The following is a 15,277-nucleotide window of genomic DNA, read 5'->3' as shown; positions in this document are numbered from 1 at the left end:
CGTGTAGCTGTCGCGGCACCATGCGCCGCCCGCCGATCAGAACCGACGGACAGGGCCAGGTGCCCGCCGACATGCAGTTCGTGACCGTCCGTGGATTGCGGCCAAGCTCTTGCGCGTGCTGCGCAATCGTGAGGAATCTGGCCTGCGGACCAGTTGGTACGTCTTGCTGCTTTTTCATGCTGCACCTCTAGAGAGGATGCAGCCCCAGGAACGGATTTAATGGGGGGTGCCGCGCGCGCGGCGGGGCTACGTGTCCCGCGCGTCAGGCGCGGAACACGAGGGGGCGCTGCCCCAGGATGCGAGGTTGCAGCGCGAGCGTGGCGAGGTGCTGGACTGCCCGGCGGGCGGCCGCCTCACGGCGGTCGCTGTTTCCCGAAGGTCGCGCGTCAGGGCTAGGAGGCTGTCGGACTTTCCAGGCTTTCGCCTGATGGTTCGATCCGAGACAATGGCGACAGTCCATTGAGGAGTTCCTCGCGATGAGTCGCTTTGTTTGTGTTGATCGAGACACGGCCTACCTTCTGCCGCCGTCGGTGGACGAGTGGTTGCCCAGTGATCACCTCGCGCGCTTTGTTGTCGAAGTGATTGATCGGCTCGATCTGGACGATTTGGTCAAGCAGTACGCGGGCCGGGGTTCGGCCGCGCATCACCCTGCGGTGCTGCTGGGACTGCTGATCTACGGGTATGCCAACGGGGTGCATTCGAGCCGCAAGATCGAACGCGCGACCTACGACTCGGTGGCGTTCCGCTTTGTGGCGGCCAATACGCATCCGGACCACGATACGCTGGCCGCGTTCCGGCGGCGCTTTCTGAAGGAGATCGAGGCGCTGTTCGTGCAGGTGCTGGTGCTGGCGCGCGAGATGAAGTTGCTCAAGCTCGGGCACATTGCGCTGGACGGCACCAAGATCCGAGCCAGCGCGAGCAAGCACAAGGCGCTGTCGTGGGGGCATGCCAACAAGATCGAGGCGCAGTTGCGCCAGGAAGTCCAGGACCTGTTGGCGCGGGCGGAGAAGGATGATCGCTCCAGCGCGCCCGATGGCATGGATGTGCCCGCCGAGATCGCGCGCCGCGAGGACCGCCTGAGCGCCATCGCGCAGGCCAAGGCCAAGATTGCGCAACGCGCCGCCGAACGATTCAAAGCGGAGCAGCAGGAGTTCGAGACCAAAGAGGCCAAGCGCCGGGCCCAGCGCGAGGCCGGGAAGAAGCCGCGCGGGCGGGACCCTGAGCCGCCCCAGGCCGGACCCCAGGACAGCGACCAGGTCAACCTGACGGACGAGGAGTCGCGCATCATGCCGGTGTCCGGCGGCGGCTTCGAGCAGAGCTACAACGCCCAGGCCGGCGTGGACATCGAGACGATGATGGTGGTCACCGCGCACGTCACGCAGGCCTGCAATGACAAGCGCGAAGTGGTGTCCACGCTCGAGCAGATTGCGGCGTTGCCCGGGGCGCTTGGCAACGTGCAGACCCTCGTTGCCGACAACGGTTTTTGCAGCCAGGCGAACGTGCTCGCCTGCGTGCAGGCGGGAATCGAGCCGCTGCTGGCGATGAAGCGCGAGTCGCATCACGTGCCCCTGGCCGAACGGTTTGGGCCCGACCCCGACGCGCCGCGAACTGCGGAGCCGGTCGCCAACATGGCCCACCGCCTGTGCACACAGGCAGGCCGGGCGCTGTACAAACTGCGCAAGCAGACCGTCGAGCCCGTGTTCGGCATCATCAAGCACGTCATGGGCTGGCGTCAGATGAGCATGCGCGGGCTGCACAAGGCGCGAGGCGAGTGGAACCTCGTGACCATGGCCTGGAACATCAAGCGCATGCATGTGCTGCGCGCCGGGTGACGAGCAAAGAGGGAAAGTGCGCCCAGATCGCGCCCCGCACGACCTGCTCTGCGCCCCAACGGGCCGCCCAGGAGCCTGTGCAAGTGATGAAGACGCTGGCGGCGTGCCTGGCCGCGCATAAACCGCGCGGCTCACCGCCGCCACCCCCGCCCCTCGGGCTCAAGTCCGACGGTCTCCTAGTGTCTTGGCTCAGTGCGGCGCTGCGCAGCAGGACCGCGAGCAATGCCAGCATTCCCCCGAAGCCGACCCGCCAAACCCGCTCCAGCCGGCGGCAGTAGGTGGTCTGCTCCGCGGCGGAGCGCTCCAACGCGACCACGAAGCGGTCGAGGCTCGAGTCGGCGACGTACTCCCGGCCCAACTCAACGTTGGCGTGCGCCAATGCGAAGCGCTGTTGGCTCGGGGAGCGAGTGGAGGAGAGGCCCATATGTGCATTCTGCGCACGAACGGCATGCACCGTCAAGCAAAATCACACAAAACACCAAAAAATTGTTGAGGGATGGCGTAATGTTTCGTGAATGATAGATCCACGAAATAATTAGCCGATTTGTGCCGCCATGGTCGCCGAACCCGCAGGGGGAAGCCAGGGGGATGGCGGGAATGTACTCGCGTGCGATTTGGGGGAATTCAGGGGGAATCTGTGCTCGAAATTCCCCCTGGAGGGGAATGCGCACCGGCCGTTGCGGTCGGGCGATGTTCTACAAGCTATTGATTTTACTCGTAATTCTGGTGCCGACTATCCGACTCGAACGGATGACCTACCGCTTACAAGGCGGTTGCTCTACCAGCTGAGCTAAGTCGGCAGGGGGGCGCTGATCAGCGCCGCGTCGTGTACCGAAGCACTATTTCACGCGGGTGAGGCGGGTGCCACCGGGCCGTGGAGGCGTGGGTGGAGATTCCGGCGGCGGAGAGTCCGCCTCTGATGAAGCAGATTCTACCGGGCGTAAACGGACCGGCTTGCTCGAGGCCGGTGGTTCTTCCTGATCGATCGCCGCCGGTGCGTCGTTGCGTTCATCGATCGTGTCCGCCTCGGCAGCGGCCTCTACCGGAAAGGCCATGCCCTGGCTGTTCTCCCTCGCATAGATCGCGGAAACCTGTCCGATGGGGACCAGAATGTCCCGAGCCACGCCGCCGAAGCGTGCCTTGAACCGGATGTCGTCGTTGCCGATGTTCAGGGCGCTGGTGGCATCGAAACTGATGTTCAGAACGATTTCGCCGTTCTTCACGAATTCCAGCGGCACGCGTGCACCCGGCCCCACCTGCACGGCGAGATAGGGCGTCAGCCCGTTGTCCGTGCACCATTCGTAGAGGGCACGAATAAGGTAAGGCTTGGTCGAGCCGATGTCTTGCGAACCGCTGTCCATCACGATGCACCGGGCGCTTATTTGCGCATGATTTTTTCGGAGGGCGTCAGCGCTTCGATGTAGGCGGGGCGCTGGAAAATGCGCTCGGCATACTTGGCCAGCGGCAGGGCCGACTTGGGCAGGTCGATGCCGTAATGATCCAGGCGCCATAGCAGCGGGGCGATGGCGACATCGAGCATGGAGAAATCCTCGCCCAGCATGTACTTGTTTTTCAGGAACACGGGCGCGAGCTGAGTGAGGCGGTCGCGAATGGCACTGCGTGCTTTCTCCAGGGCCTTTTCGTTGGACTTGGTCGCGCGCGATTCCAGTGTCGTCACGTGCACGAACAGTTCCTTCTCGAAGTTGAACAGGAACAGGCGCACCCGGGCGCGGGCGACGGGATCGCCGGGCATGAGCTGGGGATGCGGGAAGCGCTCGTCGATGTACTCGTTGATGATGTTGGATTCGTACAGGATGAGATCGCGCTCGACCAGGATGGGCACCTGGCCGTAGGGATTCATGACGCTGACGTCTTCGGGTTTGTTGAACAGATCGACGTCACGGATTTCGAAATCCATGCCTTTCTCGAACAGCACGAAGCGGCAACGCTGCGAGAACGGGCAGGTCGTGCCGGAATAGAGCACCATCATGAATGCAGACTCCTATCTAAAAATCGAAGGGCCGCCCCGAGATTTTTGACCCCCTCGGGGGGCGGGTCGGGGAAGGCCCGACCTGGGGGCGCAAAAAAACAGAACGGGGTGGCAGAGCCACCCCGGCAATTCGGATTGGGCGTTCACCCGGGGTGCGGCCGAGGGCCAGGGTTACGTCACATCCTTCCAGTATTCGGACTTCAGCTTCCAGGTGATGAAACTGAACAATCCCAGGAAAATGAGCACGATGACGCCAAGACGCTTGCGGAACAGTTGATCGGGCTCTGCCATCCACTGCATGTAGGCGACGAGGTCGGCAACCGTCGAATCATACTCGGTTGTGGTTTGCGCACCCGGCGTCAGCTGGGTATAGCCGACGAAGGTCTTGAGATTCACGGCCGGATCGGCCGGATCGGGAGCCGTCTGGAAATGGGCCGCCCGCTCGCCTTGCAGCATCCACAGCGGATTGGGCATGCCTACGCCGGGGAACACCAGATTGTTCCAGCCCGTGGGTCGTGTGTCGTCACGGTAGAAGGTACGCAGATAGGTGTAGAGATAGTCTGTGCCGCTGCCACGGTGGGAGGCCAGTGCCTTGGTGATGATGGACAGATCCGGTGGATCGGTGCCGAACCATTTCTGCGCCTGAGCCGATGTCATGGCGATGCGCATGGTGTCGCCGATCTTGGCGTCGCCGAACATGAGGTTGTGCTGGATCTGATCGTCCGTGAGCCCAAGGTCGCGCAGGCTCTCATACCGCATGTATTTGGCCGAATGGCAGCCGATGCAGTAATTGACGAACAGCCGCGCGCCATTTTGCAAGGCCAGCATATTGTTCACGCGGTAGGGCGCGTGATCGAGCGGGATCTCTTGTTCTTCCGAGGCGGCGCTGGCGATGCCTTGCAGCATCAACCCGAGCAGCAAGCCCAGACACAGACGTCGCAGAAGCGGGTGCAGGAATGAGGTCATGGTCGCGGGCATCAGTGGGCCTTGTAAGTCAGGCGTTGCGGCACGGGCTTGAACGCTCCCAATCGACTCCACCAGGGCATGAGAAAGAAGAAGCCGAAATAGAGCAGGGTGCAGCTCAGCGCCACGGCATAGGCCACGGGCGAGGGCGGCTGGATGCCGAAATAGCCCAGCACGACAAAATTGATGGCGAACAGGGTGTAAACGGCGCGGTGCCAGTTGGGGCGATAGCGGATCGACTTGACCGGCGATTTGTCCAGCCAGGGCAGGAAGAAGAAAATCACCACGGCGCCGCCCATGCTGACCACACCCCAGAACTTGGCATCCACCGTGGCCAAGGCCCAGAAGAGCAAACTGCCGCCGACGACGAACAGGACGGCTCGCGTCGGTCTCGCCCGGTGGCGCCACAGCGCGAACAGCGTGGCCGCAGCCACCACGACCATCCAGATGTGCACGGTATTGCTCGTCGTGGCACGGAGGATGGAATAGAAAGGCGTGAAATACCAGACCGGCGCGATGTGGGGCGGGGTTTTCAGCGGGTTGGCCGGGATGAAGTTGTTGTGTTCCAGGAAATAGCCGCCGAATTGCGGCGCGAAGAACACCACGGCGCAGAAAATCATCAGAAAGATGGAGAGCCCGAACAGGTCGTGCACGGTGTAGTAGGGGTGAAACGCCACACCGTCGCGCGGAATGCCGCGGCCGTCCTTGTTGTCCTTGATTTCCACGCCGTCCGGGTTGTTCGATCCGACCTGGTGCAGGGCGATGATGTGCGATCCCACCAGGCCGATGAGAAGCAGCGGAATGGCGATGACGTGGAAGGCGAAAAAGCGGTTCAGCGTCACATCGCTCACGACGTAGTCACCGCGAATCCACACCGCCAGATCCGGGCCGATGAAGGGGATGGCCGAGAACAGATTGACGATCACCTGCGCGCCCCAGAACGACATCTGGCCCCAGGGCAGCAGGTAGCCGAAGAACGCCTCGGCCATCAGGCAGAGAAAGATCAGGCAGCCGAAGATCCAGATGAGTTCGCGCGGGGTGCGATAGGAGCCGTAGATCAGCCCGCGGAACATGTGCAGATACACCACGATGAAAAACGCCGACGCGCCGGTGGAGTGGATGTAGCGGATCAGCCAGCCCCAGTTGACGTCGCGCATGATGTACTCGACCGAGCCGAAGGCCAGTGCGGCGTCGGGCTTGTAGTTCATCACCAGGAAGATGCCGCTGACGATCTGGATGGCCAGTACGACGATGGACAGCGAGCCGAAGTAGTACCAGAAATTCAGATTCTTCGGCGCGTAATACTCCGTCAGGTGAGCGCTCCACAGCGAGGAGAACGGAAAGCGCTTGTCCACCCAGCCGCGCAACCCGCCGTGTTCGGGGGTGGCATGCGCGCCGTGCAGCGATTGATCTGCCATTGAGAGGTCTCCTGGAGGTCTTGTGGGGAGGGTTGCTGGGTGAGGGCGGGCTTCAAGCCTTCTCGTGTTCGCCGATGCGCAGCTTGCCATCGGTCACATACATATACGGGGGGACGACCAGGTTGTCGGGGGCGGGCATGTTCTTGAAGACACGGCCGGCCAGATCGAACATCGAGCCGTGGCAGGGGCAAAGGAAGCCGCCATCCCAGTCGGAGGGCAGGGAGGGCTGAGGCCCTGGCGTGAACCGGTCCACCGGCGAGCAGCCCAGGTGGGTACAGATGCCCACGACCACCAGATACTCTTTCTTGATCGAGCGCCACTGCGACTGCGCCCAGGGCGGCGTGGGGAAGGCCGTGCGCTGGGAGTCGGGATCGGCGACGAGCGACTGGGTTTCGTTGAGCGACTCCAGCATGGCCGACGTGCGGTGCAGGATCCACACCGGCTGCCCGCGCCAGAGCACCGTCATCTTTTCACTCGGGCGCAGCGAACCGATGTCCACATCCACCGGCCCGCCTTCGGCGCGTGCCTTGGCCGAAGGCGCGAGAGAGTCGACAAAGGGAACGGCCGCACCCCCTGCTGCCACGCAACCGGCACAACCCGTTGCAATCAACCATGTGCGACGCTTTGAATCCATATCCGTACTCCGGGAAAGATGGCGCATTGTTCCCTGCACGGCACGGCTTGGACATTAGGAGAACCCTCTATAAGCACTCACTGATTTAGAGGTTTGTCATTGAGAAAGATCAATCATGTTCGTGCTGCAGCGCAACAATATGAAACCGGCGGTGCCCTTGGCCCGATCTTGCCAAGCAGCATCAGGCGTTTGCTGCTCGCGCGCGGGATGGGTGCGACCAGGGCTGGCGCCTCCGCTCTGCGGTACAGCCAGCGCGAGCCGTCTCAGTGTTCAGAAGGCTTCGTCGTCGCGCAGATAGCGCCACTGGCCTTGGGGAAGTGCGCCCAGGCGAACCTGGCCCATGCGCACGCGCTTGAGGCCCGTCACCCGCAGGCCGACCAGCTCGCACATGCGACGGATCTGGCGCTTCTTGCCTTCGCGCAGAACGAACCGTAACTGCTGCGGGTTGATCCATTCGACCTGCGCGGGCCGCAGAGGATGGCCATCGAGCGCAAGGCCGTGACGCAGCAGGGCGAGGCGGCTCTCGGGGAACGCAGCCTGCACGTCCTCATCGCCGCTGTTGCGGGCTGGTGAATCGGCCAGGCTGACGCGCACGAGATACTCCTTCTCGATCGCGCTGTCTTCGCCGATGAGCTGGCGTGCGATGCGGCCGTCCTGGGTGAGGACCAGCAGGCCGGTGGAGTCGATGTCCAGCCGACCCGCCACGGCCAGATGGCGCAGATGCGTCGGCGCAAAACCGTGCGGCGAGTCGCACTCCGCCCAGCGGGTTTCACTCTTGATGAGCGCGACCGCCGGGGTGTAGCCGTGCTCGGCCTGCGCGCTGACATAGCCCACGGGTTTGTGCAGCAGAATCGTGACCTGCCTGGCCTGCAGGTGCTGTGCCGCCCGGCGAATGACGATGCGAGAAGCGGGCAGATTGCCGGCCACCTTGGTGCCCAGCACGGCGGGTTCGCCATCGAGAAGGACCCAGCCGCGCTCGATCCAGTCGTCGGCCTCGCGCCGTGAGGCCAGTCCGAGTTCGGACATTCGCTTGGACAGACGCACCTGAGCATCGGTCTGACCTTCCGGTGCGGCAGACGGCCGGCTTGGGGTCGCAGCGGAGCCTCTGTCCGCGGCGTCTGTGCGCAGGGGACGTCCGGGCCAGACCGGGGCGGAGCGGGGTTTGGTACTCATGCGGGCAGTGGCAGAAGTGGCGTCAGGAGTCGAGGGTCTGCGGCGATGGCAGACGGCGCATGTGGGCACGCAGACCGTCGGCGAGGGTGCGCAGTGGCAACTGCGACACCACCAGGCCGCCGAATACCAGCGCGCAGCCGAAGAGTGCGCGAGCGTCCAGGGCCTGATGCAGCACCAGCCAAGCCGCCAGAGCCGCGAATACGCCCTCCATGCTGAAAATTACCGCAGCATGCGCGGGTATGGCATGACGTTGCGCCACGACCTGCAGGGTGTAGGCCACGCCTACCGAGAGGGCGCCGCCGTAGAGAATGGGCCAGACGCCACGCCCGATCGCCTCGAGACTGATCGATTCCATCAGCCCCCCGGCCCCCAGACAAAGCAGACCGCAGACGACAAACTGCACCAGGGCGAGCTGCAAAGGGTCGTGGCGTGGGGCCATTCGGCCCAGCAGCAGCAGCTGCAGCGTGATGAACAACGCCCCCCCCAGTTCCAGCCAGTCGCCGTGGCGCACGCTGTAGCCCTGACGCACACTGAGAAAATACATGCCAGAGGCCGCCAGCAGCGCACCCAGCCAGACGCCTGCGCCGACCCGCCGTCCCCACAGCAGGCCGAGCAGCGGCACGAGCAACACATAGAGCGAGCTGATGAAACCGGCGTTGGCCACGGTGGTGGACTCCAGCCCGATCTGCTGCATCGAAATGGAAATGGCCACGACCACGCCGAGCAGCCCGCCGTCGCGCAGCAGGCTGCCGGGGTTGGAGCCGGGGTGGTCGGCGGGATTTGGGCGGCGACGCAAGGCCATGACGGCCAGCACCACGGCGGCCCCCAACACGAAACGCATGCCGGTGTAGTAGAACGGCCCAATCGTGCCGATGCTCGCGGTCTGGGCGACGAAGGCCGTGCCCCAGATGAGCGAAGCCAGCAGCATCAGGGCGCTGGCGCGAAGCGAAGCAGCGGAGGTGGACATGGCGACAAGGCCCGGAGCCGATCCGGGTTGAAAACGAAAACCGCCACGCGGACACGCGCAGCGGAGCCCCACGATGATAAGAGCGCGCGCCTACATGCTGCGCCGGTACTGGCCACCAACCTCGAACAGTGCTGTCGTGATCTGCCCCAGGCTGCACACGCGCACCGCGTCCATCAACACGGCGAACACATTGCCGTTGTCGATCACCGCCTGCTGCAGCCGCGCGAGCATGGCCGGCGCTTCGGCCGCGTGGCGTCGATGGAAGTCGGCCAGCCGCTGCAGCTGCGATTGCTTTTCGTCATCGGTTGATCGCGCCAGTTCGAGATGCGCCGGGGCCGCGTCGCCGTGAGGGTTGCGGAAGGTGTTGACGCCGATGATGGGCAGTTCGCCGGTGTGCTTGAGCATCTCGTAGTGCAGGCTCTCCTCCTGGATCTTGCCGCGCTGGTAGCCGGTTTCCATCGCACCGAGCACGCCGCCGCGCTCGGCGATGGCCTCGAATTCCTTGAGCACGGCTTCTTCGACCAGATCGGTCAGCTCCTCGATGACGAAGGCGCCCTGATTCGGGTTTTCGCATTTCGCCAGGCCCCATTCGCGATTGATGATGAGCTGAATGGCCATGGCCCGGCGCACGCTGTCTTCCGTGGGCGTCGTGATGGCCTCGTCAAAGGCGTTGGTGTGCAGGCTGTTGCAGTTGTCGTAGAGGGCGATCAGCGCCTGCAGGGTGGTGCGGATGTCGTTGAAGTCGATCTCCTGCGCATGCAGACTGCGGCCGCTGGTCTGCACGTGGTATTTGAGCTTCTGGCTGCGTTCGTTCGCTCCGTACTTGTCGCGCATGGCCACGGCCCAGATGCGACGCGCCACACGGCCGAGCACGCTGTACTCCGGGTCCATGCCGTTGCTGAAGAAAAAGCTCAGGTTGGGCGCGAAATCGTCGATGTGCATGCCGCGGGCCAGGTAGGCCTCGACAAAGGTGAAACCGTTGGACAGCGTGAACGCAAGCTGCGAGATGGGATTCGCGCCCGCCTCGGCGATGTGGTAGCCGGAGATCGACACCGAATAGAAATTGCGCACCCGGTGCTGCACGAAATATTGCTGGATGTCGCCCATGACCTTGAGCGAGAACTCGGTGGAGAAGATGCAGGTGTTCTGCCCCTGATCTTCCTTGAGAATGTCGGCCTGCACCGTGCCGCGCACGTTCTCCAGCACCCACTCGCGGATCTTCTGGGTTTCGTCGTCGGTGGGCTGGCGGCCGTTGTCGGTCTCGAACCTGGCCATCTGCTGATCGACGGCCGCGTTGAGGAACATCGCCAGGATGGTGGGCGCCGGGCCGTTGATGGTCATGCTCACCGAGGTGGCGGCATCGCACAGGTCGAAGCCGTCGTACAGCACTTTGAGGTCGTCGAGCGTGGCGATGCTCACGCCCGAATTGCCTACCTTGCCGTAGATGTCGGGTCGGCGGTCGGGGTCGGCGCCATAGAGCGTGACCGAATCGAACGCGGTGGACAGGCGCTTGGCCGGCATGCCTTCGCTGAGCAGCTTGAAACGCTTGTTGGTGCGAAAGGCGTCGCCCTCACCGGCGAACATGCGGGTGGGGTCTTCATTCTCACGCTTGAAGGCGAACACCCCGGCGGTGTACGGGAAGCTGCCCGGCACGTTGTCGCGCATCAACCAGCGCAGCACCTCGCCGTGATCCTCCCAACGGGGAAGCACCACCTTGCGCACCCGGGTGCCCGACAGCGTGGTGTGGACGAGCGCGGTGCGGATCTCGCGGTCGCGGATCTTCACCACATAGTCGTCGCCGGCATAGGCGCGCTGCATGTCGGGCCACTGTGCCAGCAGCTTTCGGGCGGCGGGCTGCATGCGCGCCTCGCGCTGCTCGGCCAGATCATTCACCGCGTTCACCGCGGCAGTCTTGTCGGGGTTGGCGGCGTGCAGCATGCGGCCGCTTTCGCGCAACTGCTGCGCTTCACGCGCCAGCACCGACTGCGTCTGGACATGACGGTGATAGCCGCGCACCGTGTCGGCGATGTCGGCCAGATAGCGGCTGCGGGCTGCGGGCACGATGGGCGTCTGGTGGGTGCTGTGACGGGTCTCGACGAGCGGTAGGCGTCCGGCCTTGAGGGCCAGGCCATGCGTCGCCAGACGCGCCTTGAGGGCCTGGTAAAGCGCGGTCACGCCGTCATCGTTGAAGCGGGCGGCCATGGTGCCGAAGACGGGCAGATCCCCGGGCTTGGCGGTCCAGGCTTCGCGGTTGCGCTGCAGTTGCTTGGCCACGTCGCGCAGGGCGTCCATCGCCCCTTTGCGGTCGAACTTGTTGAGGGCGACGAAGTCGGCGAAGTCCAGCATGTCGATCTTCTCCAACTGGCTGGCTGCGCCGAATTCCGGCGTCATGACGTAAAGCGTCGCGTCGGCATGGGGCACGATGGCCGCGTCGCCCTGGCCGATGCCCGAGGTCTCCACCACGATCAGATCGAAGCCCGTAGCCTTGCACGCCGCGATCACGTCTGGCAGGGCCTTGCTGATCTCGCTGCCGGCATCGCGCGTGGCCAGGCTGCGCATGAAGACTTTGGTGCCAGCGCTGTCTCCCGGGGAGCCCGGCGCCTCTTGCCGGGCCCACGGGCCGATGGCGTTCATGCGGATGCGGTCGCCCAGCAGCGCGCCTCCGCTCTTGCGGCGCGAGGGGTCGATGCTGATCACGGCGATGCGCAGGGCGTCGTCCTGATCCAGCCGGGCCCGGCGGATCAGCTCATCGACCAGGCTGCTCTTGCCTGCGCCGCCCGTGCCGGTCACACCCAGCACCACGCTGTGCGCCGTCTCGGCCCGCTGGTGCAGGCTGCGCAAAAACGCGGCCTCGGTCTGGCCGTTTTCCATCTGGGTGATCAGTCGGGCGAGCAAGGACGGCGACGTCCGCAGCGCGTCGGCGGTCTGAGTCTCGGGCAGGGCGGGCAGGGGGTGATCGGCACGCCGGAGCATGTCGCCGATCATGCCTTGCAGCCCCAGTCGCTGGCCGTCTTCGGGGCTGTAGATCCGGGCGACACCATACTGCTGTAGCGCCTCGATCTCGTCGGCCACGATCACGCCGCCGCCGCCGCCGAAGACCTGAATGTGGCCAGCCCCCTGCGCGCGCAATCGATCGACCATATAGCGGAAAAATTCGACATGGCCGCCCTGGTAGCTGGAGACGGCAATCGCGTGAGCGTCTTCCTGAAGGGCTGCGGTGACGATTTCGTCCACCGAACGGTTATGCCCCAGATGGATGACCTCCGCCCCCATGCCGATGAGGATGCGCCGCATGATGTTGATGGCGGCGTCGTGTCCGTCGAACAGCGAGGCCGCCGTGACAAAACGCAGCCTTTGCTGCGGGCGGTACGCGGCCAGCGCCTTGGCCTCGGACAAGTCGGTCATCACGGTCTCCTTCACGTCGGCGTTCATGGCGCCGCGAGTTGTCTGATTGACGTTTACGTCAATTCGAACTGTAGCCGATCCGGGATGCCGCTGCGGCCAAGTCCGCGAGCTACGCAGGGTTGGCGACTGAGACAAAACCCTAAGCCAGCTTTCATTTTCGAGACCTAGTCTTGAGACAAGACCAGGCCACCTCAGGCGATGGCGTCTCGGGCTCAGGCCGGGCACTGATCAGGAGACCCTCATGCGCAGACTCTTTTTCCTCGCCCCGGACGTGCCCAGCGCGCACGCTTTGGTGGACAGTCTTCTGCTCGCCCGCATTGCGGACAAGCACATTCACGTTCTGGCCCGTGAAGGCACGCCGCTGGGCGATCTGCCCGAGGCGGGCGTCGCACAGCGATCCGACCTCATTCCCGCTCTCGAACGGGGCGCGGCCGCCGGTGGGGCCACGGGCCTCGTTGCGGGCCTGGTGGCCGTAGCCTTGCCCGGCATGGCCGTCATCCCGGCGGGTGGCATCGTTATCGCGCTGGCCGCCGCAGGCGCGCTGGTGGGCAGTTGGGCCAGCAGCATGGTGGGCGTGAGCGTGAGCAGCACGCGGCTCGAACGGTTCAAGGACGCCATCGCCTCCGGCCAGGTGCTGGTGATGGCCGACGTGACGCACGAGCATGTTCAACCCATCCTCGATCGCATGAAGACCTGCTGCCCGAACGTGGTCTCGGAAGGCATGGACCACGATATTCCGGTCTTTCCCTGAGTGTCGGCGCGGCTTGGTCCACGCACCAGTCAGGCGCCGAGCAGGTCCTTGGCTACGCGGGTGATGTGAGCCACGCCCGGGTGGGTGATGCGCCGCTCCACCGAGATGGCGTAGAACTCCTGGTGCATATCCTCGCAGTGGCCGAGCAGGGTCACGCCGAGTTCTCGATTGATGTCGGCCTGCAGCACGCTGGGCGCGGCGAAAGCGCCTCGACCCTCGCGGCCGAATGCCGTCATGAGGGCGCCATCTTCGAATTCGCCGGCAATGCGGGCGGCGATCTTGTTCTGTCCCAGCCATTGGTCGATCTGCCCGCGCACCGCCGAAGAAGGGGCCGGCAGCAGCAAGGGCAGTTCGGCAAGACAGTGCGGGAAGGGCAGGCTGGCGCGCTGCAGCAGCGACGGGCTGGCATAGAAGCTCAGCGTCGTGCGGCCCAGGCGGTGATTGAACGCCCGCACGTTCACATGCGCGGGCAGCGGGGCATCGGCGATGACCAGATCGAGCCGATGCACCGCCAGATCGGCCAGCAGGTCATCCATCTCGCCTTCCTCGCACACCAGGCGGGGTGATTCGCCGCCTTGCAGCGCGGGTTCGATGAGCCGGTACGCAATCGCCTTCGGTACGGCGTCCGTCACCCCGATGCGCAAGGGTGCGGAAGGTCGGGCGGGCTGATCGTGCTGCAGCGCAGCTTCCATTTCCGCGCCCAGGGTGAAGATCTCCTCGGCGTAGCGCAGCGCCAACTGGCCAGCCTCGGTGAGTTCCACATGGCGCCCGCTCTTGCGCAGCAGGCGCTTGCCCAGATGGTCTTCCAGCAACTTGATCTGGCCGCTGAGCGTTTGCGGGGTGATGTGCAGCTGCTTGCCCGCCCGAACGATGCCGCCGGTCTTTGCCGTGACCCAGAAATAGTGCAGATGTTTGAAATTCATGGCTCTAATTTTTTAACACTTCGAAAAAATCGAAGTAAAAAAATAAAAAATACGAATTTACGCGAAATGACGATAGACCTAGAGTTCGGGCTGTCTTGATTTTTCATTGGAGTTCGACATGAACGAGAGCAATGCCTGGGGCAAGAGTGCCGTGGTGTATTCCACCGGCACGGCTGCCGTCGCCATCCCCGCGCACCGCGTGCTGCGCAATACCTATGCCTTGCTGGCGCTGACGCTGACCTTCAGCGCCGCGGTGGCCGCGGCGAGCGCTGCGCTCAAGCTGCCGCATCCCGGCATCATCCTCACGCTGGTGGGCTACTTCGGCCTGCTGTTCGCCACCTACAAACTCAGCAACAGCGCCTGGGGTCTGGGCGCGGTGTTCGCCCTGACAGGCTTCATGGGTTACACGCTGGGCCCCATCGTCAACCACTACCTGGCGATGCAGGGCGGCGGCGAGATCGTGGCCATGGCCTTTGGTGGCACGGCGCTGATCTTCTTCGGGCTGTCGGCCTGGGTGCTGACCAGCAAGCGCGACTTCAGCTTCATGGGCGGCTTTCTCTTTGCCGGCATGATCGTGGCGCTGCTGGCCGGGCTGGCGGCGGTGTTCTTCCAGATGCCGGCGCTGTCGTTGACGGTCTCCGCCGCGGTGGTGCTGCTGATGTCGGGCATGATTCTGTTCGAAACCAGCCGCATCGTGAACGGTGGAGAGACCAACTACATCCTGGCCACGGTAAGCCTGTTCGTGAGCATCTTCAACCTGTTCACCAGCCTGCTGCAACTGCTCGGCTTCATGGGCAGCGACGAGTAAGGCGAGACGACTGAAAGGAGGTTTCGCATGCAATGTCCACACTGTGCCGGCACGACGCTGGTGATGGCCGAGCGTCAGGGCATCGAGATTGACTACTGCCCGAAGTGCCGCGGCGTCTGGCTCGATCGCGGCGAACTCGACAAGATTGTCGAGCGCGCGGCGGCCGCCGAGGGGGGCACGATTCACGCCGCGCCTGCCCCTGCCGCGGCCCCTGCCGCGGCCCCGGCGCCACAACGAGCGGCGCCCCGCCAGCCCGATTTCGAAGACAGCGATTTTCGCAGGCCATCGCACGATTCACGCCAGGGGCAGCAGCCCTACCGCAAGCGCAAGTCGCTGCTGTCCGATCTGTTTGATTTCGATTGACACACTGCGCTCCAACAGTGTCATCTCTTGGGGGGCGAGGCCCCCTTTTT

General features: G+C 64.2%; 13 protein-coding genes and 1 tRNA gene. 4 read left to right on the top strand and 10 right to left on the bottom strand.

Going from position 1 to position 15,277, the window contains the following annotated elements:
• The first annotated feature begins 476 nt into the window (after nucleotides 1–476).
• The gene (locus BVH73_RS03525; RefSeq protein ID WP_031403876.1) at nucleotides 477–1,832 is read left to right on the top strand and encodes an IS1182 family transposase; all 1,356 of its coding nucleotides are present in this window, start codon (nucleotides 477–479) and stop codon (nucleotides 1,830–1,832) included.
• Between the two features lie 724 nt (nucleotides 1,833–2,556).
• Here BVH73_RS03525 and BVH73_RS03515 read toward each other — a convergent pair.
• The 9 genes from BVH73_RS03515 to icmF all read right to left on the bottom strand — a co-directional run bounded on the left by BVH73_RS03515 (nucleotide 2,557) and on the right by icmF (nucleotide 12,382).
• A tRNA-Thr gene (locus tag BVH73_RS03515) sits at nucleotides 2,557–2,632 on the bottom strand.
• A 39-nt stretch (nucleotides 2,633–2,671) separates the two neighbouring features.
• The gene (locus BVH73_RS03510; protein WP_079416123.1) at nucleotides 2,672–3,193 is read right to left on the bottom strand and encodes a ClpXP protease specificity-enhancing factor; all 522 of its coding nucleotides are present in this window, start codon (nucleotides 3,191–3,193) and stop codon (nucleotides 2,672–2,674) included.
• A 17-nt stretch (nucleotides 3,194–3,210) separates the two neighbouring features.
• On the bottom strand, nucleotides 3,211–3,822 hold the full coding sequence (locus BVH73_RS03505) for a glutathione S-transferase N-terminal domain-containing protein (RefSeq protein ID WP_013106447.1): 612 nt from the start codon (nucleotides 3,820–3,822) through the stop codon (nucleotides 3,211–3,213).
• A 171-nt stretch (nucleotides 3,823–3,993) separates the two neighbouring features.
• Nucleotides 3,994–4,788: a cytochrome c1 gene (locus BVH73_RS03500; RefSeq protein ID WP_079420301.1), complete on the bottom strand. Its 795-nt coding sequence runs from the start codon at nucleotides 4,786–4,788 to the stop codon at nucleotides 3,994–3,996.
• Between the two features lie 11 nt (nucleotides 4,789–4,799).
• Complete coding sequence (locus BVH73_RS03495; protein WP_079416121.1) at nucleotides 4,800–6,203, bottom strand: cytochrome b; 1,404 nt, start codon at nucleotides 6,201–6,203, stop codon at nucleotides 4,800–4,802.
• Between the two features lie 52 nt (nucleotides 6,204–6,255).
• Nucleotides 6,256–6,837: a ubiquinol-cytochrome c reductase iron-sulfur subunit gene (petA, locus tag BVH73_RS03490; RefSeq protein WP_179947958.1), complete on the bottom strand. Its 582-nt coding sequence runs from the start codon at nucleotides 6,835–6,837 to the stop codon at nucleotides 6,256–6,258.
• A gap of 270 nt (nucleotides 6,838–7,107) precedes the next feature.
• Entirely contained in the window at nucleotides 7,108–8,010 is a 903-nt protein-coding gene (locus BVH73_RS03485; protein ID WP_079416117.1) for a pseudouridine synthase, read from the bottom strand.
• A gap of 22 nt (nucleotides 8,011–8,032) precedes the next feature.
• Nucleotides 8,033–8,977: a DMT family transporter gene (locus tag BVH73_RS03480; protein ID WP_079416115.1), complete on the bottom strand. Its 945-nt coding sequence runs from the start codon at nucleotides 8,975–8,977 to the stop codon at nucleotides 8,033–8,035.
• A gap of 90 nt (nucleotides 8,978–9,067) precedes the next feature.
• Nucleotides 9,068–12,382, bottom strand: a complete 3,315-nt coding sequence (gene icmF, locus BVH73_RS03475; protein WP_079420299.1) for a fused isobutyryl-CoA mutase/GTPase IcmF — start codon at nucleotides 12,380–12,382, stop codon at nucleotides 9,068–9,070.
• Nucleotides 12,383–12,623: 241 nt separating this feature from the next.
• Between icmF and BVH73_RS03470 the strand changes: the two genes are divergently transcribed.
• Nucleotides 12,624–13,133 (top strand): DUF1269 domain-containing protein, encoded by a 510-nt coding sequence (locus tag BVH73_RS03470; RefSeq protein WP_079416114.1) that lies wholly within the window; start codon nucleotides 12,624–12,626, stop codon nucleotides 13,131–13,133.
• A gap of 29 nt (nucleotides 13,134–13,162) precedes the next feature.
• Here the strand turns inward: BVH73_RS03470 and nhaR are convergent, their stop codons facing one another.
• Nucleotides 13,163–14,056: a transcriptional activator NhaR gene (gene nhaR / locus BVH73_RS03465; protein WP_079416112.1), complete on the bottom strand. Its 894-nt coding sequence runs from the start codon at nucleotides 14,054–14,056 to the stop codon at nucleotides 13,163–13,165.
• 118 nt (nucleotides 14,057–14,174) lie between these two features.
• On the opposite strand from nhaR, the gene BVH73_RS03460 reads away from it, so the two are divergent.
• Entirely contained in the window at nucleotides 14,175–14,864 is a 690-nt protein-coding gene (locus BVH73_RS03460; protein WP_079416110.1) for a Bax inhibitor-1/YccA family protein, read from the top strand.
• 27 nt (nucleotides 14,865–14,891) lie between these two features.
• Nucleotides 14,892–15,227: a TFIIB-type zinc ribbon-containing protein gene (locus tag BVH73_RS03455; protein ID WP_079416108.1), complete on the top strand. Its 336-nt coding sequence runs from the start codon at nucleotides 14,892–14,894 to the stop codon at nucleotides 15,225–15,227.
• Nucleotides 15,228–15,277: the final 50 nt, after the last annotated feature.

Source organism: Thiomonas intermedia (genome assembly GCF_002028405.1).
GTDB classification, from domain to species: Bacteria; Pseudomonadota; Gammaproteobacteria; order Burkholderiales; family Burkholderiaceae_C; genus Thiomonas; species Thiomonas intermedia.
This window is presented reverse-complemented; position numbering and strand designations above follow the sequence as displayed.

What these genes read in the sequence shown, in the direction of transcription:
- BVH73_RS03525 (WP_031403876.1), top strand. Translation starts at nt 477, where the DNA reads ATGAGTCGCTTTGTTTGTGTTGATCGAGACACGGCCTACCTTCTGCCG.
- BVH73_RS03510 (WP_079416123.1), bottom strand. Translation starts at nt 3,193, where the DNA reads ATGGACAGCGGTTCGCAAGACATCGGCTCGACCAAGCCTTACCTTATT.
- BVH73_RS03505 (WP_013106447.1), bottom strand. Translation starts at nt 3,822, where the DNA reads ATGATGGTGCTCTATTCCGGCACGACCTGCCCGTTCTCGCAGCGTTGC.
- BVH73_RS03500 (WP_079420301.1), bottom strand. Translation starts at nt 4,788, where the DNA reads ATGACCTCATTCCTGCACCCGCTTCTGCGACGTCTGTGTCTGGGCTTG.
- BVH73_RS03495 (WP_079416121.1), bottom strand. Translation starts at nt 6,203, where the DNA reads ATGGCAGATCAATCGCTGCACGGCGCGCATGCCACCCCCGAACACGGC.
- petA (WP_179947958.1), bottom strand. Translation starts at nt 6,837, where the DNA reads ATGGATTCAAAGCGTCGCACATGGTTGATTGCAACGGGTTGTGCCGGT.
- BVH73_RS03485 (WP_079416117.1), bottom strand. Translation starts at nt 8,010, where the DNA reads ATGAGTACCAAACCCCGCTCCGCCCCGGTCTGGCCCGGACGTCCCCTG.
- BVH73_RS03480 (WP_079416115.1), bottom strand. Translation starts at nt 8,977, where the DNA reads ATGTCCACCTCCGCTGCTTCGCTTCGCGCCAGCGCCCTGATGCTGCTG.
- icmF (WP_079420299.1), bottom strand. Translation starts at nt 12,382, where the DNA reads ATGACCGACTTGTCCGAGGCCAAGGCGCTGGCCGCGTACCGCCCGCAG.
- BVH73_RS03470 (WP_079416114.1), top strand. Translation starts at nt 12,624, where the DNA reads ATGCGCAGACTCTTTTTCCTCGCCCCGGACGTGCCCAGCGCGCACGCT.
- nhaR (WP_079416112.1), bottom strand. Translation starts at nt 14,056, where the DNA reads ATGAATTTCAAACATCTGCACTATTTCTGGGTCACGGCAAAGACCGGC.
- BVH73_RS03460 (WP_079416110.1), top strand. Translation starts at nt 14,175, where the DNA reads ATGAACGAGAGCAATGCCTGGGGCAAGAGTGCCGTGGTGTATTCCACC.
- BVH73_RS03455 (WP_079416108.1), top strand. Translation starts at nt 14,892, where the DNA reads ATGCAATGTCCACACTGTGCCGGCACGACGCTGGTGATGGCCGAGCGT.